This window comes from Janthinobacterium svalbardense (assembly GCF_002327145.1).
Classification (GTDB): Bacteria; Pseudomonadota; Gammaproteobacteria; order Burkholderiales; family Burkholderiaceae_D; genus Janthinobacterium; species Janthinobacterium tructae.
The window spans coordinates 1,200,638-1,226,804 of sequence record NZ_CP023422.1 but is presented as its reverse complement, the minus strand read 5'-3'; the positions used below and the strand labels follow the sequence as shown (position 1 = coordinate 1,226,804).

Sequence of the window (26,167 nt, the reverse complement as noted above, 5' to 3'; positions counted from 1 at the left end):
ACCCAAGGAGAGCATTTTGTTTCACGTTGTTTTGGTAGAACCTGAAATCCCGCCCAACACGGGCAACGTCATCCGCCTGTGCGCCAACACAGGTGCGCAGTTGCATCTGGTCGAACCGCTGGGCTTTCCACTCGACGATGCCAAGATGAAGCGCGCCGGCCTCGATTACCACGATTACGCGAAGATGAAGGTGCACAAGAATTGGGCAGCGTTCCTGGCCGACACCCAGCCCGACCCGTCCCGCATGTTCGCCATGACTACGCGCGGCTCGCGCCCGTTCGGCGACGTGGCCTTCTTGCCGGGCGACGTGTTCGTGTTCGGTTCGGAAACAAAAGGCCTGGATCCGGCCCTGCGCGACGGCTTTCCGGCAGAGCAGCGCATCCGCCTGCCGATGCGCCCGGACAACCGCAGTTTGAATTTATCGAATACGGTGGCCGTGGTCGTCTACGAGGCCTGGCGCCAGCACGGGTATCAGGGCGGGGCTTAACGCTGCGCCAATTGCGGCGCGGCGCCGTCCGCCTCCAGCATCACCAGCTGCGTGCGCAGGTCGCGCGTGGCGGCCAGCTTGCCGTTGACATATAAATTCGTCTTGACGCCATACACACCCTGCGACACGCCGGCAGGCAAGGTCAACTCGAACGAGTTTTCAAAGCGCCCGCCCGATTTGTTGCTGCTGGCCAGGGCTTTCGAGCCGGACTTGAATGGCTGGCCCTGCGGATCGAGCACCACCAGCTCTTCGCGCACGTCGTTGACGCTTTGCGTGCTGCCATTGACTAGCTCCACCACCGAATGCACCTTGAACGGCTGGCCGCGCTTGACGGTCGACGCGCTCAACTGCGGCGTGTACGACACCACTTGCGGCTCGCGCGGCAGCGCGCCGCGTGCGCGAATATAGTCGCGGTCCGCCTGCGCCGCCGTCTTGGTCTGGCGTGAATTGACATTGATCGCCAGGCAACCGGCCGCCGCCAGGCCGCCGCCGATGGCCGCACCCTTCAGCGCGCCATTCTTTCCGCCCGCCAGCGCGCCCAGCAGCGCCCCCACGGCCGCGCCGGCCGCCGCCGACGTGCCCACGCTGCACGGGTCTTCATCCGTGGCCGCCTGGGTACCGCCTTGCGGATAGGAAACGTCCTGGCGCACGCCGTTCGGATTCATCGGTGCCGTGGCGCAGCCGGCCAGCATCGCGGCGATGGTCAATGCGGCGGTGGCGCGCAAGGTAGTGTGATTGAGCATGCTGCCCCCTGATAACTAATTGATCGTTGTTTCCGTCTGCAGCACTTGCCGCTCGCGTTCGCGGATGCGGCGCGACAGGTTGTCGATGCGCGCATTGCCGGGATCGACGCGGCGCGCGCTTTCCAGATACGTCTTGGCCGCATCGAACTTGCCTTCCAGCAAAGAACGCTCGGCGTCGCGCAGGAACGATTGCGCCATCTCGCTGCGCATGGCAGCGCCGCTATCGACGGGCGACGTTTCCAGCGGACGGCGTTCGGCCACCGCTGAACGTTCGACCACGCGCACGGGCGCCGGTTCCGTTGGCACGCTGCGGGCCGCTGCCGTTTCCAGCGGTGCCGGGGCTGAAACGGGCGCAGGCGCCGCAGGTGCCGACAGCGCTTGCACGTCGGCCTTCAACTGCGGCAATTCCAGCGCTTCGCGGTCGATCGCTTCCAGCCGGGCGATGCCATTCCTTGCCGCCGCCGCATCCTTGCCATCGAGCGCCTGGCGCACTCCCACCAGAACGGACGCGGCTGCCGCCTGCTGGCGCGCCAGCTGCTTGCGCAAGGATGCCACGCTGGATGCGCCCGCGCAATCGGCGTCGAGCGCGGCGATGCCGCTGGCCGCGCTTTGCAATTGATGTGCATCAATAGCGCGCTCGATGGCACGCACGCCGCGCTGGCAACTGCCCGATGCGGCGCCCGCCTTGCCGATCGCCGCCTGCAAATCGTCCGCCTTGGCGCTGGACTTGCCCGTGCAGACATTTTTCGCCGTCGCCAGCTTCTGGCGGGCGCCATCCAGGCTGCCATTGGCCACCAATTTCAAGCCGCTGTCGATGGCGTCATTGCAAGCCGCATCGTTCTTGCCGCCCGGCTTGCCATTCATGTAGACGACCACAAACGCCAGCACGGCAAGGCCGCCCAGCCAGCGCAGCCACTTGCGCGGCGGTGACGGCGGCACCGCCGCGGCCGGGGCTGGCGCCGGGGCAGGTACAGGCTTCGGCGCAGCCTGCGGCTGCGGCTGCGCCGGTTTCGGCGGTGGTTTCGGCGCAGGCGCCGGAGCTACCGGCACGGGCGGCGGCTTGGGCGCCACTGGCGGCGCTACTGGCATAGGCACGGGCACAGGCGCGGGCACGGGCGGCAGCGGTGGCGGCACGGCCGCCGCTGGCTTGGCCGCGCCAGCCACGGCGTGACCGCAGTAGGGGCAATGGCTGACAGCACTGAACAGGCCGCCCTTGCATTTGATGCAGATATCCAAAACTAATCCTTCATTGCTACGTCATTCCAGCGTTCACAGGGGCGGCGGCATCAACGGTGGCGGCGCGCTGAGGAACAAAGGCGCCAGTTCGGCGAACTGGGCCAGGTCGGCCCAGGCCGGCAAGCCGGCGCGCCACACCTTGGTGGTGGCGGGCACGACTTGCCCCGCCTGCACGTACTGCACGATCTGCTGGCCCGTGAACGGTCCCTGCTGCTGGCCGTTTATGCCCAGGAAATACTGGTATTCCACCAAAGGCGGCGGCATGCCGCCCAGCGGTGGCGGCGCCATGGCGAACACCGGCGCCACGGGAGCGGCGGCAGCGCTGACCGGACGCAACAATTGCTCCAGGCGCCCCGCTTCCAGCATTTCCCCCTTGATCGCGTATTTCAGACGCGGCTGGCCATCCGCTTCCGGCTCGCGCACTTCCCAGTCATAGGCATCGCTGTCGGAGTCGCCGATGACATTCGCCCATTCCTTCAGGCGTCCCAGCAAGGTTTGAACCGTGTGGTCGAGCTCATCGCTGGCCATGCCCTTGCGGCGTGCAGAATCGCGCAAGCGCGTGCCCACTTCGGCGGAAATGGCGCTGCCAAAGCCGATATACGGCAGCTGCGAGCCATCGGCCTGCGCCACCAGCTTCGGTGCATACACGCCCCGTTCATAGTATTTTGCCAGCGCCGCCAGGGCCGCCGTCTGCACGGCATCAAGCGCAGCGAGTTTTTCCTCGATGCGCAAGGCGATATTTTTCTCGTACGAGGCGGGCATGCCGTTCTGGCGGATGGCCCGTTCATTGCCGATGCGGCGCAAGTCGCCCGGTTCGACGGCAAACTGGTACTGGCCCGGCGGCACGACGCGGCCCGTGTGGCGCGTCAGTATGCCCAGCATGATGGCTTGCAGGAATTCGCCGAAATCTTCCGCCAGGCGTTTCATCTCGTCCGTGTTCGGCGCGATCGGATGCGTGAATTGCGTCGGATCGATATGCGTGTGGGTCGGCGCCTTGTCGTTGTCGCCCTCCTTGCGGTAGCTGGTGCGCCAGCCTTCCAGACCGCGCAGCACCGTCATCGGCACGCCGGCCAGTTCGCAATAGCAGACGGCGCGCCCGCGGATGCCCGTTTCGACAATTTCCAGCTGGCTCACCGTGATGCCCACCTGCGTCGGCACACACGATTCGAGCTCGGCGCCGAACTTCGCCTTGAAGGCGGCCGCGTTGGCCACGCCGATCACGCATTTGAACTGGTCCGACACGACCGTGAAGTCGCCCGCCATGTTGGCGTCGATCCACGGCATGGAGCAGGCCAGCAGCTTGCGGAAACGGTCCAGGCGTTCGGACACATCCATCTGTTCCAGCGCCTCGAACAGGGGGTCGGGCGTACTCGTCGCCCCTTCCACCAGGCCCGCCGTGGCGATCATGTTCTCGGCCATGCGCGTCACCTTGGCCAGGATCAAGCCCCGTTGCGCCGGTTCGGCCAGCATGGGGAACAGCGCTTTCGAGCCGCCCATGTCCTTGAACGCTTCATCGGCCCACTGGCGCAAGGTGGCTGCCGATGGCAGCGCAATGTCTTTTTCCGTGACGGGAATGACGATCAGGGTCGCGTGCTCCTTGTCCAGGTCCTTTTGCAAGATGGTATTGGCCGTTTTGAGTTCCGCCAGCATCGCCAGCACGCCTTCGCGACCCGTTTGCAGCTCGCCCACCAGACCATTCCACTGCGCGCGGCCTTGCGCATCGACGCCGACCCGGTTGCCCAGCCAGCGCGACAGTTCGCCCAGCAGGACGACGGACTCGTCCGCCGCCTTGGCGCGCAGATGGAATTTCAGCGCATTCGCCATTTCCGTGCGCAAATGGTCCATCACCACGCCCGCCTGCTTTTCGCCATTGCTGAGGAAACCGAAGGTGCTGCGCGTCTGTTCCAGGTTGTTCAGCAAGCGCTCGTATTCGCGTGAACGCACGGCTTCCTTGATCTCGCGGTAGCGCTCGGCATTGTTGCCGATCTGCGCCGTCAAGCCGCTGCCCGGTGCCTCGATGCGGTCCTTGATCTGCTCCACCAGCGACAGCACGTATTCCAGGCCGCCGAATTCCTTGTTGTCAAGATAGCCATACAGCTGGTCGCGCACGACCTTTTTCACGTCATCGAGCACTTCGCGGCGGCGCTTGCTGATGCGGTCTTCCGTCGTGTCGGCCGTGGAATCCTGGTCGCGCACGGCGTCGCGTTCCAGGTGTTTCATGGCGTCGCGCACTTGCGCCGGCCATTCGCTGCGGTCGAAACCCGTGCGGATATCGTTGATGCGCGTGTTGACCCGGTTTTCCACGCCGGCCAGCAAGTGGCCGTGGCGATCTTCCAGCAATTCGTCGACGATGCGGAAATCGATGAAATCGCCGCTGGAGCGCTTCAGTTCGATGCTCTTGTCGGAAAACTCGGGGAAATCGCTGAACGGCGTGCCCTTCAGGAACATATTGGCGGCGAGGAAATTATCGCGCTGCGTATCCGTGGCGCGGTTGGCGCCCGCATCCGTGCCGCCCACGCCAAAGAACGCTTGCAGCATGGCGCCGGCCCAGCGGTGCGCCCGCTCGTCGCGCGCCGCTTCCTGGCGCGTATCGAGCACGGCCATGCCGAACGAGGAAAAGCGCTTCGAGAAATACAGGCGCATGTCGCCGAAGCGGTCTTGCGGCACGGGCGCGTTGTACAGCGAATTCTTGTGCTGCGCCTGATTGACGGCGATCGAGCGCTTGGCGCGCGCGAAGTCGGCCGAGGCGAAATCCTCGAACAGCGAGTCGGCCACCATATGGTAGACGTCGCTGACATCCTTGGTGTGCTGCTGGGCAAGATTACCCGAGTCGATCAGGTACACCTCGCTGTACGGCTCGCGCGTCAATTCCGGGCGGTCGTAGGCATCCCAGCGGCCCACATAGCCCTTGTTGCCCATCATCGCCGATTCCAGCTCCATCAGCGCAGCATAGCCGTTGGCCTCGACCCGGTCCTTGTTGGCCTTGGTGTAGCCTGTCGGCAAGAACAGCATCAGCTCGACGTCGGCCGCGCCCACTTCGCTGCGCGCCAGCCAGCGCGCCAGCAAGCCCATGTCGAGGAAGGAACCGGAACCCGTGCCACCGGCCACGGAGCCGACGATGACGATGCGGAAACGGTTCGTTTCCATGCGCAAACCCAGTTCGGCCAGCTGGCGCTCGTGCGACAGGCCCGCCTTCAGGGCTTTCAGTTTCAAGCGGATCTTGTCGCGGATCTTCGCGTACTTGTCGAAGAAATACAGGCGCGACACGGCGCGGATCTGGCCGGCGCCGCTGCTCATGTCGAAACGCAATTCGCGGATGCGCTGCGGCGTCAAGGGCAGCCATTCCTTGATGTGCGGATATTTCTCCAGGGAGTCTTCATCGCGGCTGTACTTGTCCATGTCGAACGATTCGACCACCTTGTCGTCGTCCGTGAACTTCACCTGGTCGAACTGCAAGTCCTTCGCCTGCGACTCGCCGCTTTCGATCACGGCGCCATTGTCGAGGTCGAAATGGATGAATTGCGCGATGGGAAAGTCGGCCAAGCCCTCGATGCGCGTGCGCTTGCCCGCGCCGCCCCACAGGGTGTTGAGGATGCGCCGGCGCACGCGCATCAGCACCTGCATGCCCGTGCCGCCGATGCCGATGAACAGGGTCGGGCGCAGTTCGATGATCTTGTCCTGCTTGCGCTCGCTGGCGCCGCCGGTGATGGTTTGATTCAGGTTCTCTGCCATGGTGATTCCTTCGATGATGCGTACGACGGCGTGCGGCTTAGCGGCGGCTCGATGTAAAGGTCAACAGCAAGGCGACCAGGCCCACCAGCACCAGCGGTCCCATGAACAGTGGCGCGAGGAATTTATGCGCGTTCACGGCCGCCAGCACGACACCGGTCGCCAGGCTGGCTAGGAAGATGAACAGCCACCAGCCCGAGGCGTTGGCCTTGTTCGGCGGCACGCGCTTGGCCACCAGGCCATTCGCATAGGCATTCTTGGCAAAGAAAAAAGCGATGAACAGCAGCAACAACACCACGCCGCCGACCAGAGTGTCGCGCGACGAGGTATCGGTGGTGCTGGCAGGGTCCAATGCTGGCGCAGGCTCGGTGGTGGCCGTGGTGGCGGACGCTGATGCGCCCGCTGCATCGGCAGCCGGTGGCACGGACGCCGGGGCCGTTACCGGGGCCGGCAAGGTAAAACCTGCGTTGTCTTTGGGAGTGTCTTGCGCCATGGTATGCCTCTGATGGGTTTGAATAGTTTAAAAAAAATACTTGTCAGGCCAGGCTCAAGGTATGGCCTTCGGCCACGCGCGCGACGGCCGGCTTGCCCAGTCCACGCTTGAGTTCGCCGATATCTCGGCCGTCATCGTCGCGGATCTGCACGCTTTTGAATGGTTTTAATAACACTTGCCGCTGCACGCCGTCAGCCATCACCTTGTAGCGCGTGGCGCGCGTGCCCAGCAAACCCAGCGCCAGCAGACCCAGCACGAGCGCCAGCACGCCGCCGAGGATCACCAGCACGGGCAGCAGCGGGTACTGGATGCGCACCAGCAAGGGGATCGTCGCCTGCGAGGCGCGCACGCTGTCAGGCGGCGTGAACACGTCCGAGATCGGGTCGCCGGGGAACAGTTCCTGCAAATCCTTGCCAAAACTCGGCGCCAGCGCCAGCCGCTGTTCCGACAAGCCCACCTGCGCCTGCATGGGCAGCATCACTTGCTTGCCCATGGCGGCGATCGCCTGCGCCGACCACGGCGACGGAATCTGCGCCATCGGCAAGGCAAACTGTACCTGCACGGCCTGGCTGGCGCCCGGCTGCAGCTGGCGGATTTGATCTGGCGCAACGTGCAGGGGCGCGCTCTGGCCCGCCAGGCTGGCGTGCACCTTGCCGCTGTCGATCACGTACGGGAAAAACATGTTTTGCAAGGACGCCTGCAGCACCACTTGCGGCACCAGGTTCGCCGCATCGACGTCGAGCACAATGGTGCGCCCGTCGCGGCCCAGGCTGGCGTGCACATTGGGACTGTTCTTGACGGACTGGGGCACGATGCGCACGGCATCCTGGTCCACCGGTTTTAATCGCGCGGGCGGGCGCGTCAGCACTTGCGACAGCCGCCCTTCCGCCAGGATGCGGGTCAACGCCTCGGACGCCGGCTGGCCATACGCGAGCGCATACACCATCAAGCCTTTGGCGCTGTACAGCTTGCCCTGCACGGGCATGCGCAGCGGAAACACCACCGTCTTGGTGATCGACGGCTCCAGGTGCAGCAAGCGGTAAAAGTCGCGGTTGCGCTCGGCCGTCTGGCTGTCGTTGTTCGGGCTGTTCTTGTTATTCGTAAAGATCCACACGATGCCGGAGGCGGACTGGAACGGCCCCGTGATGGTTTTGGTCACGGCTTCCTGGAAATCCGTGTCGGCCAGCGCGCCGCCGGCGCTCTTGCGCGCCAGGCCCAGGCTGGCCAGCTGGCCCGCCACGCCGGCGCCACCCTGCCCCTGCCCGATCAGTGCGGGCGACACATTGCTGCCACTGCTCTGGCTGAAGGCCAGGGTGTAGACTTTATCGGACGGGCTCGTGGCGGCCTGCGCCACGGCGCCCACCAGGGCTTTCAGTTGCGAATGTTCATCCGTATAAAACGGCTCCATCCAGCCCGAGTTTTGCACCAGAAACGCTTGCTGGATGCCGGCCGCATGCGCGGCGGCAGCGCTGAAAAACGCGGCGCAGGCCACCGTCAGTAAGCGCGCCTTCATGCCTGCAAGGCCCAGCCATCGATGCGCGACAGCAGCGGGTGGTACGCCCACAGCGTGCCTTCATGCACAAACAGGCGCACGCGCCACGGCTCGCTGACGGCAAACGTATGAAACACGGTTTCGCGCAATTCATCATCCTGCACCAGCTGGGCCGCCAGGCGCTCGTTCGAGCGCAGCACGCTGGACAGGCCGGCGCTGGTGGCAAACTTCACGCCAAAGACGCTGTTGCCAGCACTCGATTCCAGCAGCGGCATGACAGCCTGGTTCTTGCCGCCATCGTCGCCGTGTTCCGGCTCTTCCCACGGCGCCGTTTTCAGCTTGGTGGCGAAGCGGTAATTGAAGCTGCCCGAACACAGGCGCGGCGCCAGCGCGTCGGCCTTCTCGACCTGTCCACCCAGCTTGACGTAGACATAAGTGCCGCGGCGGCTTTCAAAGCACAGTTGCCACAGGCCACCGTCGCGCGACAGGTAAGGGCTGCCAAATTCGAAGTGCGGCACCAGCCCTTCGGGCCAGGGCGTCAACGACGCGGCCACGTTGCCATCCGGCTGCAACTGCAAGCGCAGCTGGCCGTTGGCGCACGGCCACACGGCCATGCGGTTGTAAGCGACGGGCGCGCCGACGGCGCCCAGATCCACGACGCCGTCAAGCAGCACGTCGCTGCCCGACTTTTGTTGCGCGTCAAGATTGACGAAGCGGATGCGGCCATCGTCGTCGCGCAAGGGCGCCCACAAACGATTCTGGAACCAGACAGGCGCGGCCACACACGGCGCGCCACCCACATGCTCGACCACGTAAGTGAGCGAAGGCACGTCGGGACGGATGCAAGCGAGGCCATGGCTGGTCGGCAAGACCAGCACGCTGTTGAACTCCGGCACCAGCTCGGCGCGCCAGGCGCCGTGGGCCAGGTCCGATTCGGCCAGCAAGCTGCCATGGTCGGGGTCCAGCGCCAGCCAGCGTTTCGAGGCGGGCAGCCAGGCGTGCAAGACGGCCTTGCGCGGGTCCAGCGCCAGCAGCGCGGGCGCGCTGGTGCCGAACTGGGCGGAAAAGAATTCATATTCACCGGGCGGCGGCATGGGCAACGAGGCGTCGGCCTGCGCATGCTCTTCGCGCACGCGCTGGTCCGCCAGCTTCAGGGGCACGCTGGCCTGGCGCAAGCCGGCCGCGCCGGCCGGTGGCACGTCGCTGACGGGCTGCGCGCCGAAAGGCGGAACCCAGGGCGGTGTAAGCGCCGTACCAGGCGGCACCTGCAAGGCCGCGCCGGTGGCGGGGTCGAACGAGAATTCAGGCGGAAACAGCCGCACGGGCGCGCCGGCGGCGGCGGGCAGGCGCCGCGCATGCATCAGCAGGCCGATATCGGCTGGGCTCAGCAAGGGCGAGACGTTCTGGCCGTCCGCGCTGCGCTGCATGCTCCACGCGCCATCGTCATCGACGTACCAGACGCCGGAGGGCACTGCCCAATCCCCAGAAGTTTTAAGATCCATGTATTTTCTATGACTAGCAATGCAGTTCAGACGGTGTAACGGGTGCTGGGGCTGACGCAACGAGGTCGCAACCCTGGCAGTTCTCATAGTAACGTCTTTTTATCTGTATGGAAACATTGACGGCGTTCCTCAGCCCTGCTGCGTGCGCACTTTCGTCAGCAGCTTGGTGGTCGAGCGGTCGTGCGCGAAATCGATGGCCACGGCCTGGCCGCCATACGCCAGCACGGCCTTGCCTTCGGGGATGACCGCCATGTCGTAGTCGCCGCCCTTGGCATAGATTTCCGGTTCGATTTCCTGCACCACTTCCAGGGCGCTGTCTTCCGAGAACGGCACCACCAGGCTCACCGCTTCCAGCGCTGCCAGCACGGCCATGCGGTCTTCGCAGCTGTTCAGGGGACGGTCGTCGCCCTTGCCCAGGCGTTTCACCGAGGCATCGGTATTCACGGCCACCACCAGCGAAGCGCCCAGCGCGCGCGCCTGCGCCAGATAGGTCACGTGGCCGCGGTGCAGAATGTCGAACACGCCATTCGTCACCACCACCGGTTTCGGCAGGGCCGCGGCGCGGGCGCGCAGTTCGTCACGCTCGCACAGTTTGTTTTCAAAATCAGGCATGGATATCTCTTGTTGGGTTAAATAGGGTCACGCTCAGGCGTGGCTATCGCCTTGCATGCCAGCGCCTGCAGCCATCTCCCTTCGCTGCCCGCTCCCGTATTATAGGGGGCGATCCGCTACAATACGCCATCGGCGCCACAGTTTCACGTGCGCGCCACCTTTCATTCATTGCAAGTAAGTACTTCCTGTGTTTCAATCAAACTATGACACTGACTGAACTGAAATATATCGTTGCAGTCGCGCGAGCGAAGCACTTCGGCCATGCCGCCGAAGCCTGCTTCGTTGCCCAGCCCACCCTGTCAGTGGCCATCAAGAAACTCGAAGACGAACTGGGCGTGGTCCTGTTCGAACGGGGCGGCGCGGAAATCTCCGTCACGCCCCTGGGCGCGCAGATCATTGCGCAAGCCGAACGCGTGCTGGAACAGACAGCCGCCATCAAGGAACTCGCCAAACAAAACAAGGACCCGCTGGCTGGCCCCCTGCGCCTGGGCGTGATCTACACGATCGGCCCCTACCTGCTGCCACCCCTGGTCAAGGCCATGATAGACCAGGTGCCGCAGATGCCTTTGATCTTGCAGGAAAACTTCACGGTTCGCCTGCTCGAATTGCTGCGCCAGGGCGAACTGGACGTGGCCATCATGGCCCTGCCCCTGCCCGACCACGGCATGGCCATGCAGGAACTGTATGACGAACCGTTCGTCGTGGCCATGCCGCGCCAGCATCCGTGGACCGCGCGTGAAAAAATCGCCGCGCAAGACTTGAAATCGGAAACCATGCTGCTGCTGGGCAATGGCCACTGTTTCCGCGACCAGGTGCTGGAAGTGTGCCCCGAAATGGCGCGTTTTTCCTCGCCCGGCAACGGCATGCAGCGCACGTTTGAAGGTTCATCGCTGGAAACCATCCGCCACATGGTGGCCAGCGGCATCGGCCTGACGGTCTTGCCGCGCGCCTCCGTCGCCAATATGCACGCCACCGAGGGCATGCTCGAATACCGGCCCTTCGCCGCCCCCGTGCCATCGCGCAGGGTGGTGATGTTGTGGCGCAAGAGTTTTACGCGCAAGGCGGCCATCGATGCCTTGTGCGCGGCCATCGCCAGCTGCGACTTGCCCGGCATTACCCCCTTGTGCAAAGACGCAGCCTAGCGGCCAGGCGTCAAAATAGTACATTTACATACTATTTGCGATAATCGACCTTTCTCTTCAACAAGATCGAGTCTTCCATGAACAAGCTGGCGCTGTATTTCCGCCTGATACGGCTGGACAAGCCTATCGGTACCGTATTGCTGCTGTGGCCAACCCTGTGTGCGCTGTGGCTGGCGCAGCAGGGCGTGCCGGACTGGCGGCTGCTGCTCATTTTCATTCTTGGCACTTTCCTGATGCGCTCGGCTGGCTGCGCCATCAACGACTACGCCGATCAGGATATCGACAAATTCGTCAAGCGCACGGTGGACCGCCCCATCACCAGCGGGCGCATCAGCGGCAAGGAAGCGCTGGCCGTGGCCGGCGTGCTGACCGTGCTGGCCTTCTGCCTGATCCTGCCCTTGAATGCCCTTACCAAGCAATTGTCGGTGGCCGCCGTCATCATCGCCGGCACCTATCCCTACTTCAAGCGTTTCTTTGCGATTCCGCAAGCGTACCTGGGCATCGCCTTCGGCTTCGGCATCCCCATGGGCTTTGCCGCCATCACGGATTCCGTGCCCGTCGTCGCCTGGTTGCTGTTGCTGGGCAATGTCTTCTGGGCCGTGGCCTACGATACGGAATACGCGATGGTCGACCGCGACGACGACTTAAAGATCGGCATCAAGACCTCGGCCATCACCTTTGGCCGCTACGACGTGGCCATCATCATGCTGTGCTATGCCGCTTTCCTGCTGCTGTGGCTGGTCTGCGGCTGGCACCTGGGCTTGCGCTACTGGTATGTCGCGGGCCTCGTAGTTGCGGCCGGCTGCGCCGTTTACCACTACACCCTGATCCGCGCACGCGAGCGCATGCCGTGTTTTGCCGCGTTCCGGCATAATAACTGGCTAGGAGCAGCGGTGTTTGCGGGCGTGGTGCTGGACTTTGCTTTCCGTTAATCAATGATCCTTGCGCCGCAGCAGCCCTTGAGGCGGCGCAAGACTAGCCTGACCGCAGCTGCCTACACTGGTATTTCACTGTGCAGTTTCACTTCCATGAGGTAATACATGAGCTCGATACATACCGGAAAATCCAGCAGCGACAGCATCCTCGCCGACGCCGACAAGGCCCGCGACAAACTGGTCGGCGACCTGAAAACCGTCATCAATGAAGCGGAAGGCTGGCTCGATGGCGCCAAGGATCAGACGGGCGAGAATGTCAAAGCCGTCAAGGACAAGTTCATCGCCACCCTGGAAACGGCCAAGAAAGACTTGATCAAGCTGGAAGAAGACTTACTCGAACGCACCAAAAAGGCGGCCAAGGCCACCGATGAATACGTGCAGGACAATCCATGGAAAGCCGTGGGCGCGGGCGCCGTCGTGGGCGTGCTGTTCGGCCTGCTGCTTTCCTCGTCACGCCGCTAGATAGTAACTAGTAACGACGCAGTACCGACGGCGCAGGCCGTCTCCTGACGCGAAAGGCAGCATATGGCTATCGTGCACCATGTCGCCCAAGTCGCAGCGACTCTCGCCGCCATCGTCCAGACCCGTCTGGCCCTGGCGGCCGTGGAAATGGAAGAAGAGTCGCTGCGCTTCCTGTCCTATCTGGCGCTGGCCATGCTGGCGCTGCTGTGCCTGTTTGTCGGCCTGGTGCTGCTGGTCTTCCTCGTCATCGTGTTATTTTGGGACACGCACCGCATCGCCGCCATCGCCATCACGGCCGCCGTCTTCATCGCTGCCGCCCTCGCCACCCTGCTGGGCGTGCGCGCCAGTTTCCGCAGCAAGCCGAAACTGCTGTCCTTCACACTTTCCGAACTGAACAAAGACCTGGACGAGCTGCAATTGCTGGCGCGCCGGGAATCGGAGCGGCCATGACCACGCATCCCACCAAACTGCCGCATGTGCACACGGCCGCCAGCCTGGCGCAGCGGCGCGACGCGCTGCTGGCCGAATGCGCGCTGCAGCGCCTGGCCCTGGGCGTGCAGACGCGCCAACTGCTGGAACCGCTGACGGGCGGCAATCTGCGCCACACCCTGGCCACGCGTTTCAAGGTTCCCCTGATGATAGGAGGCGGCGTGCTGGGCCTGCTGCTGGTGCGCCCGCGCCGCTTCCTGCCCCTGCTGCGGGCCAGCGGCGCGCTGCTCAAGCACGCCACCACCGCCATGCCCGTCGTGCTGGCGCTGGCCCAGCGTTTCAGCAAGAAAGACACGCCGCCTTAAAATATTTTTACCTGGCTGCATCCAAATGGCAGGCCCATGCGTAGTAATCGTATCAACCAACCGGTTGAGCCAACTACCAGGAGTTTGCCATGCTTGCCACCATCGCCCCACGCAATACCGCCCCTACACTCACCGTGCTGTGCGTCGCCCTGCTCGTGGCCGCCTGTGCCCCCATGAGCGCGCGCTATTCGCAGGAACAATTACCCGCCGCCGTGAAAGTGCCCGATGGCCATCAAGTCGCCATGCAGACGGTGGGCGTGGGCAAGATCGCCTATGAATGCAAGGCCAAGAAAGACATGACGGGCCATGAATGGGTCTTCGTGGGACCGGACGCGGCCCTGAATGACCGCGGCGGCATGCAAGTGGGCACGTATGTGGGTCCTCCTGCCACCTGGGCCAACCTGGACGGCTCGAAAGTGACGGCGACGCAAGTGGCCGTGGCGCCGGCCGGCGCCGGCAACATCCCGTATCAGCTGGTCAAAGCCAACCCCGCCACGGGCAGCGGCGCCATGCAGGGCGTCAGCTATATCCAGCGCGTGGCCACCAGCGGCGGCGTGGCGCCAAGCAGCCCGTGCGGCATGGAGTCCGTCGGCGCCAAACAATGGGTGCCCTACCAGGCTGACTACATTTTTTGGAAATCGGCATAAATCCTTTCAAGCGACGGCTGGCAAGCTGGTTTTTGACCTATACTCGGCCTTGAAAACTTGCTAACCGTTCACTCAACGATTGCGCCAACCTTGCCAGCCCCAGCCGCCCCTTACGATTACGATGCCGCCCTGCGCGCCTGCGCCAGGGGCGAGCAGCAGGCATTGCACGGCCTGTACCAGCAGGAAAGCCGCTACCTGCTGGGCGTGGCCCTGCGCATCGTACGCCAGCGGGCCCTGGCCGAAGACGTGCTGCACGACGCCTTCCTGAATATCTGGCGCCGCGCCGGCAGCTTCGACGCCACGCGCGGCAGCGGCAAGGGCTGGATCTATGTGGTGGTGCGGCACCAGGCGCTGAACGTGGCGCGCGCCCGCGCCCATGAAGTATCGGCCGACGAGGACACCGTGGAAACCCTGCTGCACCAACGCCAAGGCGACGACGCCGACGCCACCTCGGACGCCTACGCCCTGCAGGCGAACATGGGCAAGCTGCACGATTGCCTCGGTCATCTGGACGAATCCAAACGCAATAGCATTCTGTACGCCTACGTCGATGGCTGTACCCACAGCGAAATCGCGCAGCGCCTGCAAGCGCCGCTGGGCACCGTCAAGGCATGGGTCAAGCGGGGCCTGGCCGCCTTGCGGGAGTGCATGGGATGATCAATAGCGACGAGCAATTGCAACGGCTGGCCGGCGAATACGTGCTGGGCACCTTGGCGCTGGCCGAGCGTGCGGAAGTGGAACAGCGCTTGCTGCGCGAGCCAGCGTTGCGCGATGCCGTCGATGCCTGGGAACAACGTCTGCTGCCCTTGACGCCCCTGGCGCCGCCCGCAACACCGTCCGCGCACCTGTGGCCGCGCATCAGCGCCAGCCTGTTCACGCCGAAAACCGTGCGGCAAGCGGGCGGCTGGCAGGCATGGTGGAACAGCCTGGCGTTCTGGAGGCTGCTGGCCGGCGGCGGTCTGGTGGCCACGGCCGCACTGGCCGTGCTGGTCACCATGCAACTACAGGCGCCAGCCGGACCCGGCTACCTGGTCGTCCTGGTGGCGCCACAGGATAAATCGCCGGGCTGGATCGTGCAGGCGGGCGGACGTGGCGGCAAGAACCGCGACCTGAGCCTGATCCCGCTGGGAGCAACAAATGTGCCGCAGCAAAAAGCCCTGCAATTCTGGACCAAGGGCAAGGATTGGGGCGCGCCTGTCTCGCTGGGTCTGGTCAAACCTGGGCAAAGCCTCAAGCTGACATTGGACAAACTGCCGCCGCTGCAACCGGAGCAACTGTTTGAAATCACGCTGGAGCCGGAGAAGGGTTCGCCCACGGGCCGGCCGACGGGGCCGATTTTGTACATCGGCCGCGCCGTCAAGGTGATGTAAGCCGAATTTATTTGCCCAGCTCGTCCCCCATCTCGCGCCCCCGTTGCGCGGCCGCCTTGATGCCCTTGACGATGGCCGCCTTCACGCCGCTCTCTTCCATGCTGGTCAGCGCCGCATACGTCGTGCCGCCTTTCGACGTGACGCGCTCGCGCAACAGCGACACGGCTTCGCTGGAGTTCGCCGCCAGCTGCGCCGCGCCCGTAAACGTGGCAATGGCCAGCTGCGTGCCCTGCTCGGGCGTGAGACCCAGTTCGGCGGCCGCCTGCTGCATCGCTTCGATGAAGTAAAACACGTAGGCGGGGCCGCTGCCCGACACAGCCGTCACAGGGTCGATCTTCGCCTCATCGTCGAGCCAGACGGTCTGGCCGACGGCGCGCAGGATGGCGTCCGCCGTCTTTTTCTGTTCCTCGCTCACGCCGCTGCTGGCCACCATGCCCGTGATGCCCATGCCGATCAGGGCCGGCGTGTTCGGCATGCAGCGCACGATGGCGCGGTAATCACCGAGCCATCGCGACAGGTCTTGCGCTCGGATGCCGGCCGCGATCGACAGGATCAATGGCGCCCGTTCCCCGTCAAGGAAGGGCAGCAATTGCGCCGCCACTTCGCGCATGCTTTGCGGTTTGACGGCCAGCACGATCACGTCCACGCCGCGCAGCGCTTCGCCGGCGGCAGTCGCCGTCGTGACGCCGAACTGCGCCTGCAATTTTTCCAGCGCGGGCGCATGGGGGTCGATCACGTGGATATTGCCGCCCAGGGTCAGCTTGCCGGCCAGGCCAGCGATCAGGGCGGCGGCCATATTGCCGCCGCCCACAAAGGCGATGTTCAATTCTGTCGTCATGGTGATTCTTTCATTCAATCAGTGAGAGTAATTACGGGAACCGAAGATGGCAATGCCCACGCGCACGATGGTGGCGCCTTCCAGCACGGCGGCGCGCAAGTCGGCCGACATGCCCATCGACAGGGTGTCGAGCGCCAGCCCGTCGGCCTTCAATTGTTGGTACAGCACGCGCAATTGCGCAAAGGCAGCGCGCTGAAGGTGGACATCCGTTTCCGGCTCGGGAATCGCCATCAGGCCGCGCAAGCGCAAGCGGGGCAGCTGCGCCACGGCGCGCGCCAGCGCCGGCAATTCCGCTGGCGTCACGCCGCTCTTGCTCGCTTCGCCGCTGATATTGACTTGCAGGCAGATATTCAGGTCCGGCAAGCCGGCCGGGCGCTGCTCGGACAGGCGCACGGCGATCTTTTCCCGCTCCACCGTGTGCACCCAGTCGAAATGCTCGGCGATGGGGCGCGTCTTGTTGCTCTGGATGGGGCCGATGAAGTGCCATGCCGGGACGTGCTGCGGTGCGGCCTCCTTCACAAAGGCGATCTTGTCGAGCGCTTCCTGCAGATAATTTTCGCCAAACGCCGCCTGGCCCGCGCGCATGGCTGCCAGCACGGCGTCCGCGCCGAAGGTTTTTGAGACGGCCAGCAGGGCCACGTCGGCCGGCGCACGCTGCGCGTCAGCGGCGGCCTGCGCAATACTCTCGCGCACGGCTTGCAAGTTCTGTTCGATTGTGGACATAATCATTTTCTAGTGTATAGGGGCGGCGGCACAGTGCGCCAGCCCATCAATGCAGGCACAGGGATTATAAATGGACATCTCCGAACTACTCGCTTTCTCCGTCAACAACAAGGCTTCCGACCTGCACCTGTCTTCCGGCCTGCCGCCGATGATACGCGTCCATGGCGACGTGCGCCGCCTGAACGTGGCGCCGCTCGAGCACAAGGAAGTGCACAGCATGATCTACGACATCATGAACGACAGCCAGCGCAAAGCCTATGAAGAAGCGCTGGAATGCGATTTCTCGTTCGAGATTCCCGGCCTGGCGCGCTTCCGCGTCAACGCCTACAACCAGGAACGGGGCGCTTCGGCCGTGCTGCGCACGATTCCCTCAAAAGTGCTGACCCTGGAAGAACTCAACGCCCCGCGCATCTTCGGCGAGCTGGCCATGCGTCCGCGGGGACTCGTGCTGGTCACGGGCCCGACGGGTTCGGGCAAGTCGACCACCCTGGCGGCCATGGTGAACCACGTCAACGAACGCCTGAACCACCATATTCTGACCATCGAAGACCCGATCGAATTCGTGCATGAGCCGAAAAAATGCCTGATCAACCAGCGCGAGGTGGGGTCGCACACGCATTCGTTCAGCAACGCGCTGCGCTCGGCGCTGCGCGAAGACCCGGACGTGATTTTAGTGGGCGAATTGCGCGACCTGGAAACCATCCGCCTGGCGCTGACGGCGGCCGAGACGGGCCACCTCGTGTTCGGCACCCTGCACACGTCGTCGGCGGCGAAATCGATCGACCGCATCATCGACGTCTTCCCCGCCGAAGAAAAGGAAATGGTGCGCGCCATGCTGTCCGAATCCTTGCAAGCCGTCATTTCGCAGAACTTGCTCAAAACCAAGGACGGCAGCGGCCGCGTGGCCGCGCATGAAATCATGCTGGCCACGCCGGCCGTGCGCAACCTGATCCGCGAAGCGAAAGTGGCGCAGATGTATTCGGCCATCCAGACGGGCAGCAACGTGGGCATGCAGACCCTGGACCAGTGCCTGTCCGACCTGGTGCGGCGCGGCACGATTACGGCGGAGACAGCCCGCGCGGCCGCCAAGGTTCCCGAAAACTTCCCCGGATAACTCATGCAAACGACGCAAGAACACTATGGCGCCATGCACGCGCTGCTGGCGCAAATGCGCGCACGGGGCGGCTCGGACCTGTTCATCACGGCCGGCTTTCCGCCCGCCATCAAGCTCGACGGCAAGCTGACGCCGCTGGTAGGCACCGCGCTCGATACGCAGCAGGCGGCCGGCTACGTGCGCGCCGTCATGAATGAACGCCAGGCGGCCGAATTCGCGTCCAGCCGCGAAGCCAATTTCGCCATCAGCCCGGACGGCCTGGGGCGTTTCCGCGTGTCCGCCTTCGTGCAGATGGGCCAGGCAGGCATGGTCTTGCGCTTGATCAATACCGCCATCCCCACGCTGGATGGATTGGGCCTGCCCGCCATCCTGCAAGACATCGTGATGAGCAAGCGGGGCCTCGTCATCATGGTGGGCGCCACGGGCTGCGGCAAGTCGACCACGCTGGCAGCCATGGTGGGCCACCGCAACGCCCACAGCCACGGCCACATCATCACCATCGAAGATCCTGTGGAATTCATCCATCCGCATGGTAACTGCATCGTCACCCAGCGCGAGGTGGGCGTCGATACGGACGACTGGGCCACGGCCCTGAAAAACACCCTGCGCCAGGCGCCCGACGTGATCCAGATCGGCGAAATCCGCGACCGCGAGACCATGGACCACGCCATCGCATTCGCCGAGACGGGCCATCTGTGCCTGGCGACCCTGCACGCGAACAACGCCAACCAGGCGCTGGACCGCATCATCAATTTCTTCCCCGAAGAGCGGCGCCAGCAGCTGCTGATGGATCTGTCGCTCAATTTGAAGGGCATGATTTCGCAGCGGCTGATCCCCAACAAGGAAGGCGGCGGGCGCAAGGCGGCGCTGGAAATCCTGCTCAATTCGCCGCTGATGAGCGACCTGATCTTCAAGGGCCAGGTGCACGAGATCAAGGAGCTGATGAAAAAATCGCGCGAGCTTGGCATGCAGACGTTCGACCAGGCCCTGTTCGACCTGCACGAAGCGGGCGCCGTCAGCCATGAAGATGCGCTGCGCAATGCGGACTCCGTCAACGACCTGCGCCTGGCGATCAAGCTCAAGGGCGCAACGGCGCCTGCACCGGCCCCGCAAACGGGCACCACCACGCTGGGACTGCTCTGACATGCGCAGCATCCACGCTTTCCAGGCCGAGGCGCTGGACGGCACGCCGGTCGACCTGGCGCGCTACAAGGGCAAGGTATTGCTGATCGTCAACACGGCCAGCGCCTGCGGTTTCACGCCGCAATACCAGGGCCTGGAAGCGCTGTACCGCGAATTCCACGACCAGGGCCTGGTCGTGCTGGGCTTTCCCTGCAATCAATTCCGCCAGCAGGAACCGGGCTCGAACGGGGAAATCGCTGCCTTTTGCGAGAAAAACTTCGGCGTCACCTTTCCCCTGTTTGCCAAGATCGATGTGAATGGCCCGCATACCCATCCCCTGTTTGCGCAATTAAAACAGGCGGCGCCCGGCATATTCGGCACGCAGTCGATCAAATGGAATTTCACCAAGTTTTTGGTGCGCAAGGATGGCAGCGTATTTCGCCGCTATGCGACGGCCAGCAAACCGGCCAGCCTGGCGGCCGACATTCGGCAATTAATACAGGAATAGCACGCGACGCTTTGATTTAAAACAACAAACATTGAAATCAAGCTATCCGTATTTATTTCATGCTTGATATTAATATTGTGTTTCCAATAGCAAATTTCGGTGATAATGTTGACATAATTATTCGCAGATATCGATCAAAAAACGATGCCAGTCTTTGGGAAAATAATATCTTTATGGATGCGGATGGGCATATATCCCCGCCTATTCATTCCTATTTTCTTCCTGATATTCTGCGTTTCCGCGATCCGTTATCACGCCCTGCTCGGTACGGAAAGCGCGCTGGCCAATGCACGCTACCAGAGCGATGCCCGGCAACTCGACCTGTTCCTGGCCAATAGCGTGCTGCCGCTGGCCGTGCGCACGGACAATCACACGATGCACGACAGCGTGCGCCAGGTGCTGCGCAGCGCCCTGCCGCTGAACCGCAGCCTCGCCTCCGTGCGCTGGGATGCGGCTGGCGGGCATGTCGAAGTGCTGGCCGACAAACCGCTGGCCGACAGCATGGCGGCCGCGGTGCCGGCGTGGTTCGCGCGCCTGGCCGGCATCACGGCCATCCGCAGCCGCCTGACGGTGGCGCTGCCGGACGGCGGCGACGGCATCCTCGACCTGCACTACACGCCCGGCCTGCCCCTGGCGCAGGTATGGCAGCGGGTGCGCGAACAGGCCGTCCTCAGCACCATCAATATCGCGCTGGTCTTCCTGCTGCTGGGCTCGATCCTGGCCACGCACCGCCGCTTGCTGGCGCGGCTGGTGCAAGCAACCGACCGCTTCCGCGAAGGCAACTTCGCCGTGCGCCTGGCGGCTGGCGCCACGCCCGAAGCGCAAGCCGTATCGCACTCGTTCAACAGCATGGCCGGCGATGTCGAAGAACTGTTTTCCTCGCTGAAGACCAGCCAGCGCCAGCTGGGCGAGCAGCTGAACGAAACCGTGCACATGCAGCAGGCGCTGCAAAAACTGTCATGGCAAAACTACAATGATGTACTGACGGGCTTGCCCAACCGTGCCGCGCTGGCCGCCCGCTTCGAACAGGAACTGTTCCTGGCGCGCGAACGCCAGCGCCTGCTGGCCGTCTGCCTGTTCGACCTCGACCACTTCCAGGTCATCAACGACCGCTACGGCGCCGAAGCGGGCGATGAAATCCTCAAGCAGGTGGCGGGCCGCCTGCACAGTTTTACGGGCCAGGTCCACTACGCGGCGCGCCTGGGCGGCGATGAATTCGTCATGCTGCTGTGCGGCCAGGCCAATATCGCCAGCATCGAGCAGAACGTCACGCAATTGATGCAGGAACTGAGCCGCCCCTACCAGTGCGACCAGCAGGCGTTGCACATGACGGCCAGCGTCGGCATCGCCGTCTATGCGGGCAAGGACTTGAATACGGAAAGCCTGCTGCGCCACGCCGACCACGCCGTCTACCAAGCGAAATTGACGGGGCGCAACCAGTATCACTTCTTCGATACCAACCTCGATGAAGAAGTACGCACCCACCACAACCAGCGCACGGAAGTGCGCCAGGCCCTGATCAACGGCGAACTGCGGCTGTACTACCAGCCCAAGGTGAACATGCGTGCCGGCACGGTGGTGGGCATGGAAGCGCTGCTGCGCTGGCAGCATGCGCGCCGCGGCGTGCTGGCACCGGCGCAATTCCTGCCACTGGTGGAGCAGACGGACCTGATCATCGACATCGGCGAATGGGTGCTGCGCCAGGCCCTGTGGCAGTTGCAGCGCTGGGTGGCTTGCGGCAAGCACTGGGTGGTCAGCGTGAATATCGCGGCGCGCCATTTCCAGCAAGCCGATTTCGTCTCGCGCCTGGAAACCATCCTCGGCGAATTTCCCGGCGTGTGCGCCAGCATGCTGGAACTGGAAATCCTCGAATCGTCAGCCCTGCACGACATCGAGGACGTGCGCCGCATCATCCGCGCCTGCCAGGCGCTGGGCATCACGTTCGCGCTCGACGATTTCGGCACCGGCTACTCGTCGATGTCGTATTTGAAGCGCCTGCCGGCGAACATCGTCAAGATCGACCAGAGCTTCGTGCGCAACATGCTCAACGACCGCGACGACCTGCACCTGGTGCGCGCCGTCATCGGCCTGGCCCGTTCCTTCAGCTTGACGGTGATCGCCGAAGGCGTGGAAAGCGTCGAACATGGCGCGCGTCTGATCCAGCTGGGTTGCGACCTGGCGCAAGGCTACGGCATCGCCCGCCCCATGCCGGCCGACGCCGTGCTGGAGTGGGCGAACAATTTCATCCCGGCGCCGCAATGGAAAACTGCGCAATATAGCGAAGTGTCTATTTGACCTGGGATAAAGCGGAGTCGATCAGCTCGATCCAGTGCCGCACGGGCGTCTCGGTGCCCGACTGCAGGTGGCTCAGGCAGCCGATATTGGCCGACACAATTTCATCGGGCTCGCACGCTTCCAGGTTTGCCACCTTGTTGTCGCGCAGCTGCTGCGACAGGGCCGGCTGCAGGATCGAATACGTGCCCGCCGAACCGCAGCACAAATGGCTGTCGGCGCACAGGCGCACGTCAACGCCGACGGCGCGCAGCACCTGCTCCACCTTGCCGCGGATTTGCTGGCCGTGCTGCAGGGTGCAGGGCGGGTGATACGCGACTTTTTTGCCGATGCGCCCTTTCAGCTGCGCCACCAGCTCGTTTTCAAACGCCGGCATGATCTCGGACAAATCGCGCGTCAGTGCGGCGATGCGCCGCGCCTTGTCCGCATACTGGGCGTCGTGCGCCAGCAGGTGGCCGTATTCCTTCACCGTGGCGCCGCAGCCGGACGCCGTCATGACGATGGCCTCGGCGCTGTCGACATACGGCCACCAGGCGTCGATATTGCGGCGCATGTCGTCCAGCGCCGCTTCCTGGTCGTTCAGGTGATGGCGCAGCGCGCCGCAGCAGCCGGCCTTCGGCGCGACGATCAATTGCACGCCCAGCGCATCGAGCACGCGCGCCGTGGCCGCGTTGATATTGGGCGACATGGCCGGCTGCACGCAGCCGTCGAGCAGCAGCATGCTGCGCGCGTGCTGGCGCGCGGGCCATGCGCCGGCAGCGGCGCCGGGACGCAGCTTGTCCTGCAAACTTTTTGACAGCAAGGGCCGCAGCGCCTGCCCCGCCTTGTACACGGGCGTAAACAGCCAGCGGCGCGGCAGGGCTTCCTTCAGGGCGAAGCGCAAGGCGCGTTCGCGCAAGGGGCGCTGCACGCGCTGCTCGACGACGTTGCGGCCGATGTCGACCAGCCGCCCATACTGCACCCCCGAGGGACAGGTCGACTCGCAGTTGCGGCAGGTCAGACAGCGGTCCAGATGCGTCTGCGTCTTGGCCGTGACGGGCGCGCCTTCGAGCACTTGCTTGATCAGGTAGATGCGCCCGCGCGGGCCATCGAGCTCGTCGCCCAGCAGCTGGTAGGTGGGACAGGTGGCCGTGCAAAAGCCGCAATGCACGCAGGCGCGCAGGATGGCTTCGGCTTCGTCGCCTGCCGGCGTATTCTTGATGAAATCGGCGAGATTGGTTTGCATGCGCGCTCAATACATTCTGTACGGGTTGAAGATGCCGGCAGGGTCGAAAGCCTGCCGCAGGCGCTGGTGGATGGTGGCAATGGCGGGCGCCAGCGGGTGGAACACGCCCACCGCCTTGTCGCCGCCACGGAACAGGGTGGCGTGACCGCCAGCGGCAGCCACCGCCTGGCGGATTTCCTGGGCGCCTTGCACATCGGCGTCGCCATCGAGCTTCAGCCAGCGCTGCGCGCCGCCCCACTCGATCAGCTGGCGCCCTTTTACAATCACGGCGCTGGCGTGCGGCGGCAGCGACAGGCGCCACAAGCTGCCCGCGCCCGCAAAGAAAGCGTGCGTCTGCTCGCGCACGGCCAGCCAGAAGGCGGCCGCCTCATCGGCTGCCAGCAGCTCGCCACCCAGCGTGCGCAGCGCCGCCGATACGGCCGCCTCGGCGCCGGACAGGCGCACCGTCAGCACGCCGTCATGCCAGCAGCTGGCCGATATCGGCAGCGGCTTGCCCGCCCATTCATTGAGCAAGCGCAAGGCGGCGATTTCCGCGCACGCCACGCGGAAAGTCGCTTCGCGCAGCGGCAGGGGCAGCACCTTCAGCGACACTTCCAGGATCAGGCCTAGGGTACCCAGCGAGCCGGCCAACAGGCGCGAGACATCGTAGCCGGCCACGTTTTTCATGACTTGCCCGCCGAAGGCCAGGCGTTCGCCGTGGCCGTCCATCAGCACGGCGCCCAGCACGAAATCACGCAGCGCGCCCGCGCTGGCGCGGCGCGGGCCGGACAGCGCGCTGGCGACGACGCCGCCCAGCGTGGCGCCAGGACCGAAGTGCGGCGGCTCGAAGGCCAGCATCTGGTTGCGCGCGGCCAGCGCCGCTTCGATTTCCGCCAGCGGCGTGCCGCAGCGGGCCGTAATCACCAGCTCCGTCGGTTCATAGTCGATGATGCCCGCATACGTGCGCGTGTCGAGCACCTCGCCGTCGAATTGCTGGCCATACCAGTCTTTCGTGCCGCCGCCGCGCAGGCGTAACGGCTTGCCCGCCGCGCTGGCCGCCAGGATGGCCTGCCTGAATTGTTCCACTATCGCTTGCAAAGGAGTCTCCGGCAAATTAAAAACGGGGCAGGTTGGCGAATGGCAGGCGCCCTGCCGTCACATGCATCTTGCCGAATTCGGCGCAGCGGTTCAGGGTGGGGATCGCCTTGTCCGGGTTCAGCAGGGTATGCGGGTCGAAGGCGTGCTTGACGGCAAAGAAGGCATCGAGTTCAGCGCGCGTAAACTGCACGCACATGGAATTGATCTTTTCCATGCCCACGCCATGCTCGCCCGTGATGGTGCCGCCGACGGCCACGCACAGGGCCAGGATGTCGGCGCCAAACGCTTCGGCGCGCTCGAATTCACCGGGCTTGTTCGCATCGAACAGGATCAGCGGATGCAGATTGCCGTCGCCCGCGTGGAACACATTCGCGCAGCGCAAGCCATGCGTCGTTTCCATGCCGGCGATGCCCGTCAGGACTTCCGCCAGTTTTTTTCTCGGGATGGTGCCGTCCATGCAGTAGTAATCGGGCGAGATGCGCCCGGCGGCGGGAAACGCGTTCTTGCGGCCGGACCAGAACTTCATGCGCTCCGCTTCCGACTGCGAGACGGCGATGGCGCTGGCGCCCGCCCCTTCCAGCACGGCCGTCATGCGGGCGATTTCCTCTTCCACTTCCTCGTGCGTGCCGTCCGCTTCGCACAGCAAAATGGCCGCTGCATCGATGTCGTAGCCGGCCTTGACGAACGGTTCGACCATGCGCGAGGAGGTCTGGTCCATCATTTCCAGCCCGGCCGGGATGATGCCGGCGGCAATCACGTTGGCCACGGCGTTGCCGCCCGTGACGACGTCGTCAAAGGACGCCATGATGACCCTGGCCGTGGCCGGTTTCGGGATCAGTTTCACGGTCACTTCCGTGACGATGCCCAGCATGCCTTCGGAGCCGATGAAAATGGCCAGCAGGTCGAGGCCCGGAGAGTCGAGGCATTCGCCGCCCAGTTCCAGCACGTCGCCATCGATGGTGACGATACGCACGCGCAGCACATTGTGCACGGTCAAGCCGTATTTCAGGCAATGCACGCCGCCCGAGTTTTCCGCCACGTTGCCGCCGATGCTGCAGGCGATCTGCGAGGAGGGATCGGGCGCGTAGTACAGCGCGTGGGGCGCGGCCGCTTCGGAAATGGCCAGGTTGCGCACGCCCGGCTGCACCACGGCCGTGCGCGCGTAGGCGTCCAGACGCACGATGCGGTTCAGGCGCGCCGTCGACAGCACCACGCCGTCGGCGATCGGCAAGGCGCCACCCGACAAGCCCGTGCCGGCGCCGCGCGGCACGATCGGCACCTTCAGTTCCCGGCAGACGCCGAGGATGGCGATGACCTGTTCCTCCGTATCGGGCAGGGTGACCACCATCGGCAGCTGGCGGTAGGCGGCCAGGCCATCGCATTCATACGGGCGCGTATCTTCGGCGTCGGACAGCACGCAGCGGGCCGGCAGCACGGCCAGCAAGGCCGCGACGACGGCTTGCTGGCGCGCGGCGGTCAATCCAGGTTCAGGGGCAGCATTGAGCATAAGATGGGGGGAAAGGGCATGGGCGTGCAACGATTGTAAGCACAAAAGTGGCGCGCAGCGCTTTTTTTGTCCATTTCGAAGCCAAATCCGCGGCCAGGCGGCGCGCAGTGTCGTATG

25 protein-coding genes are annotated in these 26,167 nt (G+C 64.3%); 13 read left to right on the top strand and 12 right to left on the bottom strand.

Features of this window, described 5'->3' with window-relative positions:
• The first annotated feature begins 16 nt into the window (after positions 1-16).
• Complete coding sequence (gene trmL / locus CNX70_RS05405; RefSeq protein ID WP_071079428.1) at positions 17-487, top strand: tRNA (uridine(34)/cytosine(34)/5-carboxymethylaminomethyluridine(34)-2'-O)-methyltransferase TrmL; 471 nt, start codon at positions 17-19, stop codon at positions 485-487.
• Here the strand turns inward: trmL and CNX70_RS05400 are convergent.
• The 7 genes from CNX70_RS05400 to rfaE2 form a co-directional block, all read right to left on the bottom strand.
• Positions 484-1,230, bottom strand: coding sequence for a hypothetical protein (locus CNX70_RS05400; RefSeq protein ID WP_096233861.1), 747 nt, complete (start codon positions 1,228-1,230; stop codon positions 484-486). The two genes, trmL and CNX70_RS05400, sit on opposite strands and share 4 nt — an antisense overlap.
• Positions 1,231-1,245: 15 nt before the next feature.
• Positions 1,246-2,466, bottom strand: a complete 1,221-nt coding sequence (locus tag CNX70_RS05395; RefSeq protein ID WP_096233860.1) for a hypothetical protein — start codon at positions 2,464-2,466, stop codon at positions 1,246-1,248.
• 33 nt (positions 2,467-2,499) lie between these two features.
• Complete coding sequence (locus tag CNX70_RS05390) at positions 2,500-6,198, bottom strand: tubulin-like doman-containing protein (RefSeq protein WP_096233859.1); 3,699 nt, start codon at positions 6,196-6,198, stop codon at positions 2,500-2,502.
• A gap of 37 nt (positions 6,199-6,235) precedes the next feature.
• On the bottom strand, positions 6,236-6,688 hold the full coding sequence (locus CNX70_RS05385) for a hypothetical protein (RefSeq protein ID WP_096233858.1): 453 nt from the start codon (positions 6,686-6,688) through the stop codon (positions 6,236-6,238).
• 43 nt (positions 6,689-6,731) lie between these two features.
• Positions 6,732-8,201 (bottom strand): hypothetical protein, encoded by a 1,470-nt coding sequence (locus CNX70_RS05380; RefSeq protein ID WP_096233857.1) that lies wholly within the window; start codon positions 8,199-8,201, stop codon positions 6,732-6,734.
• The gene (locus CNX70_RS05375; protein ID WP_096233856.1) at positions 8,198-9,652 is read right to left on the bottom strand and encodes a hypothetical protein; all 1,455 of its coding nucleotides are present in this window, start codon (positions 9,650-9,652) and stop codon (positions 8,198-8,200) included. Before CNX70_RS05375 ends, CNX70_RS05380 begins: the two co-directional genes overlap by 4 nt.
• A 159-nt stretch (positions 9,653-9,811) precedes the next feature.
• Positions 9,812-10,294 (bottom strand): D-glycero-beta-D-manno-heptose 1-phosphate adenylyltransferase, encoded by a 483-nt coding sequence (gene rfaE2, locus CNX70_RS05370; protein ID WP_096233855.1) that lies wholly within the window; start codon positions 10,292-10,294, stop codon positions 9,812-9,814.
• Positions 10,295-10,497: 203 nt separating this feature from the next.
• Between rfaE2 and CNX70_RS05365 the strand changes: the two genes are divergently transcribed.
• The 8 genes from CNX70_RS05365 to CNX70_RS05330 all read left to right on the top strand — a co-directional run bounded on the left by CNX70_RS05365 (position 10,498) and on the right by CNX70_RS05330 (position 15,644).
• Positions 10,498-11,436, top strand: a complete 939-nt coding sequence (locus CNX70_RS05365) for a hydrogen peroxide-inducible genes activator (protein WP_096233854.1) — start codon at positions 10,498-10,500, stop codon at positions 11,434-11,436.
• Positions 11,437-11,513: 77 nt separating this feature from the next.
• Positions 11,514-12,368: a 4-hydroxybenzoate octaprenyltransferase gene (ubiA, locus tag CNX70_RS05360; RefSeq protein ID WP_096233853.1), complete on the top strand. Its 855-nt coding sequence runs from the start codon at positions 11,514-11,516 to the stop codon at positions 12,366-12,368.
• A 108-nt stretch (positions 12,369-12,476) separates the two neighbouring features.
• The gene (locus tag CNX70_RS05355) at positions 12,477-12,833 is read left to right on the top strand and encodes an ElaB/YgaM/YqjD family protein (protein WP_046683402.1); all 357 of its coding nucleotides are present in this window, start codon (positions 12,477-12,479) and stop codon (positions 12,831-12,833) included.
• 63 nt (positions 12,834-12,896) lie between these two features.
• On the top strand, positions 12,897-13,283 hold the full coding sequence (locus CNX70_RS05350) for a phage holin family protein (RefSeq protein ID WP_096233852.1): 387 nt from the start codon (positions 12,897-12,899) through the stop codon (positions 13,281-13,283).
• Positions 13,280-13,627: a hypothetical protein gene (locus tag CNX70_RS05345; protein ID WP_096233851.1), complete on the top strand. Its 348-nt coding sequence runs from the start codon at positions 13,280-13,282 to the stop codon at positions 13,625-13,627. Before CNX70_RS05350 ends, CNX70_RS05345 begins: the two co-directional genes overlap by 4 nt.
• Positions 13,628-13,716: 89 nt before the next feature.
• Complete coding sequence (locus tag CNX70_RS05340) at positions 13,717-14,274, top strand: DUF3455 domain-containing protein (protein ID WP_096233850.1); 558 nt, start codon at positions 13,717-13,719, stop codon at positions 14,272-14,274.
• 90 nt (positions 14,275-14,364) lie between these two features.
• Positions 14,365-14,931 carry a sigma-70 family RNA polymerase sigma factor gene (locus CNX70_RS05335; RefSeq protein ID WP_096233849.1) on the top strand — a complete coding sequence of 189 codons (567 nt, stop codon included), beginning with the start codon at positions 14,365-14,367 and terminating at the stop codon, positions 14,929-14,931.
• Positions 14,928-15,644 carry an anti-sigma factor gene (locus tag CNX70_RS05330; protein ID WP_096233848.1) on the top strand — a complete coding sequence of 239 codons (717 nt, stop codon included), beginning with the start codon at positions 14,928-14,930 and terminating at the stop codon, positions 15,642-15,644. The genes CNX70_RS05335 and CNX70_RS05330 overlap by 4 nt, the downstream gene beginning before the upstream one ends.
• Before the next feature lie 7 nt (positions 15,645-15,651).
• Here CNX70_RS05330 and proC read toward each other — a convergent pair whose 3' ends face one another.
• Positions 15,652-16,482: a pyrroline-5-carboxylate reductase gene (gene proC, locus CNX70_RS05325; RefSeq protein ID WP_096233847.1), complete on the bottom strand. Its 831-nt coding sequence runs from the start codon at positions 16,480-16,482 to the stop codon at positions 15,652-15,654.
• Between the two features lie 18 nt (positions 16,483-16,500).
• Positions 16,501-17,205: a YggS family pyridoxal phosphate-dependent enzyme gene (locus CNX70_RS05320; protein ID WP_096233846.1), complete on the bottom strand. Its 705-nt coding sequence runs from the start codon at positions 17,203-17,205 to the stop codon at positions 16,501-16,503.
• 70 nt (positions 17,206-17,275) lie between these two features.
• Here CNX70_RS05320 and CNX70_RS05315 point away from each other — a divergent pair, with 70 nt between their 5' ends.
• The 4 genes from CNX70_RS05315 to CNX70_RS05300 all read left to right on the top strand — a co-directional run bounded on the left by CNX70_RS05315 (position 17,276) and on the right by CNX70_RS05300 (position 22,244).
• Positions 17,276-18,319: a type IV pilus twitching motility protein PilT gene (locus tag CNX70_RS05315; RefSeq protein WP_071079443.1), complete on the top strand. Its 1,044-nt coding sequence runs from the start codon at positions 17,276-17,278 to the stop codon at positions 18,317-18,319.
• 3 nt (positions 18,320-18,322) lie between these two features.
• Positions 18,323-19,462, top strand: a complete 1,140-nt coding sequence (locus tag CNX70_RS05310; protein WP_208624493.1) for a PilT/PilU family type 4a pilus ATPase — start codon at positions 18,323-18,325, stop codon at positions 19,460-19,462.
• 1 nt (position 19,463) lies between these two features.
• On the top strand, positions 19,464-19,949 hold the full coding sequence (locus CNX70_RS05305; protein WP_096233845.1) for a glutathione peroxidase: 486 nt from the start codon (positions 19,464-19,466) through the stop codon (positions 19,947-19,949).
• Between the two features lie 183 nt (positions 19,950-20,132).
• Positions 20,133-22,244, top strand: a complete 2,112-nt coding sequence (locus tag CNX70_RS05300) for a putative bifunctional diguanylate cyclase/phosphodiesterase (protein WP_096233844.1) — start codon at positions 20,133-20,135, stop codon at positions 22,242-22,244.
• Here CNX70_RS05300 and glcF read toward each other — a convergent pair.
• From glcF to CNX70_RS05285, 3 genes are read right to left on the bottom strand one after another with little or no spacing between them, the layout of a single operon-like run.
• Complete coding sequence (gene glcF, locus CNX70_RS05295; RefSeq protein ID WP_096233843.1) at positions 22,237-23,466, bottom strand: glycolate oxidase subunit GlcF; 1,230 nt, start codon at positions 23,464-23,466, stop codon at positions 22,237-22,239. The two genes, CNX70_RS05300 and glcF, sit on opposite strands and share 8 nt — an antisense overlap.
• A 6-nt stretch (positions 23,467-23,472) precedes the next feature.
• Entirely contained in the window at positions 23,473-24,543 is a 1,071-nt protein-coding gene (glcE, locus tag CNX70_RS05290) for a glycolate oxidase subunit GlcE (RefSeq protein WP_096233842.1), read from the bottom strand.
• Positions 24,544-24,559: 16 nt separating this feature from the next.
• Complete coding sequence (locus CNX70_RS05285; RefSeq protein WP_096233841.1) at positions 24,560-26,050, bottom strand: FAD-linked oxidase C-terminal domain-containing protein; 1,491 nt, start codon at positions 26,048-26,050, stop codon at positions 24,560-24,562.
• Between the last annotated feature and the right edge of the window lie 117 nt (positions 26,051-26,167).

What these genes read in the sequence shown, in the direction of transcription:
- CNX70_RS05310 (WP_208624493.1), top strand. Translation starts at nt 18,323, where the DNA reads ATGCAAACGACGCAAGAACACTATGGCGCCATGCACGCGCTGCTGGCG.
- CNX70_RS05365 (WP_096233854.1), top strand. Translation starts at nt 10,498, where the DNA reads ATGACACTGACTGAACTGAAATATATCGTTGCAGTCGCGCGAGCGAAG.
- CNX70_RS05285 (WP_096233841.1), bottom strand. Translation starts at nt 26,050, where the DNA reads ATGCTCAATGCTGCCCCTGAACCTGGATTGACCGCCGCGCGCCAGCAA.
- CNX70_RS05385 (WP_096233858.1), bottom strand. Translation starts at nt 6,688, where the DNA reads ATGGCGCAAGACACTCCCAAAGACAACGCAGGTTTTACCTTGCCGGCC.
- CNX70_RS05345 (WP_096233851.1), top strand. Translation starts at nt 13,280, where the DNA reads ATGACCACGCATCCCACCAAACTGCCGCATGTGCACACGGCCGCCAGC.
- ubiA (WP_096233853.1), top strand. Translation starts at nt 11,514, where the DNA reads ATGAACAAGCTGGCGCTGTATTTCCGCCTGATACGGCTGGACAAGCCT.
- proC (WP_096233847.1), bottom strand. Translation starts at nt 16,482, where the DNA reads ATGACGACAGAATTGAACATCGCCTTTGTGGGCGGCGGCAATATGGCC.
- CNX70_RS05380 (WP_096233857.1), bottom strand. Translation starts at nt 8,201, where the DNA reads ATGAAGGCGCGCTTACTGACGGTGGCCTGCGCCGCGTTTTTCAGCGCT.
- CNX70_RS05355 (WP_046683402.1), top strand. Translation starts at nt 12,477, where the DNA reads ATGAGCTCGATACATACCGGAAAATCCAGCAGCGACAGCATCCTCGCC.
- glcF (WP_096233843.1), bottom strand. Translation starts at nt 23,466, where the DNA reads ATGCAAACCAATCTCGCCGATTTCATCAAGAATACGCCGGCAGGCGAC.
- CNX70_RS05300 (WP_096233844.1), top strand. Translation starts at nt 20,133, where the DNA reads ATGGGCATATATCCCCGCCTATTCATTCCTATTTTCTTCCTGATATTC.
- CNX70_RS05315 (WP_071079443.1), top strand. Translation starts at nt 17,276, where the DNA reads ATGGACATCTCCGAACTACTCGCTTTCTCCGTCAACAACAAGGCTTCC.
- CNX70_RS05340 (WP_096233850.1), top strand. Translation starts at nt 13,717, where the DNA reads ATGCTTGCCACCATCGCCCCACGCAATACCGCCCCTACACTCACCGTG.
- CNX70_RS05390 (WP_096233859.1), bottom strand. Translation starts at nt 6,198, where the DNA reads ATGGCAGAGAACCTGAATCAAACCATCACCGGCGGCGCCAGCGAGCGC.
- CNX70_RS05320 (WP_096233846.1), bottom strand. Translation starts at nt 17,205, where the DNA reads ATGTCCACAATCGAACAGAACTTGCAAGCCGTGCGCGAGAGTATTGCG.
- CNX70_RS05350 (WP_096233852.1), top strand. Translation starts at nt 12,897, where the DNA reads ATGGCTATCGTGCACCATGTCGCCCAAGTCGCAGCGACTCTCGCCGCC.
- CNX70_RS05330 (WP_096233848.1), top strand. Translation starts at nt 14,928, where the DNA reads ATGATCAATAGCGACGAGCAATTGCAACGGCTGGCCGGCGAATACGTG.
- CNX70_RS05400 (WP_096233861.1), bottom strand. Translation starts at nt 1,230, where the DNA reads ATGCTCAATCACACTACCTTGCGCGCCACCGCCGCATTGACCATCGCC.
- rfaE2 (WP_096233855.1), bottom strand. Translation starts at nt 10,294, where the DNA reads ATGCCTGATTTTGAAAACAAACTGTGCGAGCGTGACGAACTGCGCGCC.
- CNX70_RS05305 (WP_096233845.1), top strand. Translation starts at nt 19,464, where the DNA reads ATGCGCAGCATCCACGCTTTCCAGGCCGAGGCGCTGGACGGCACGCCG.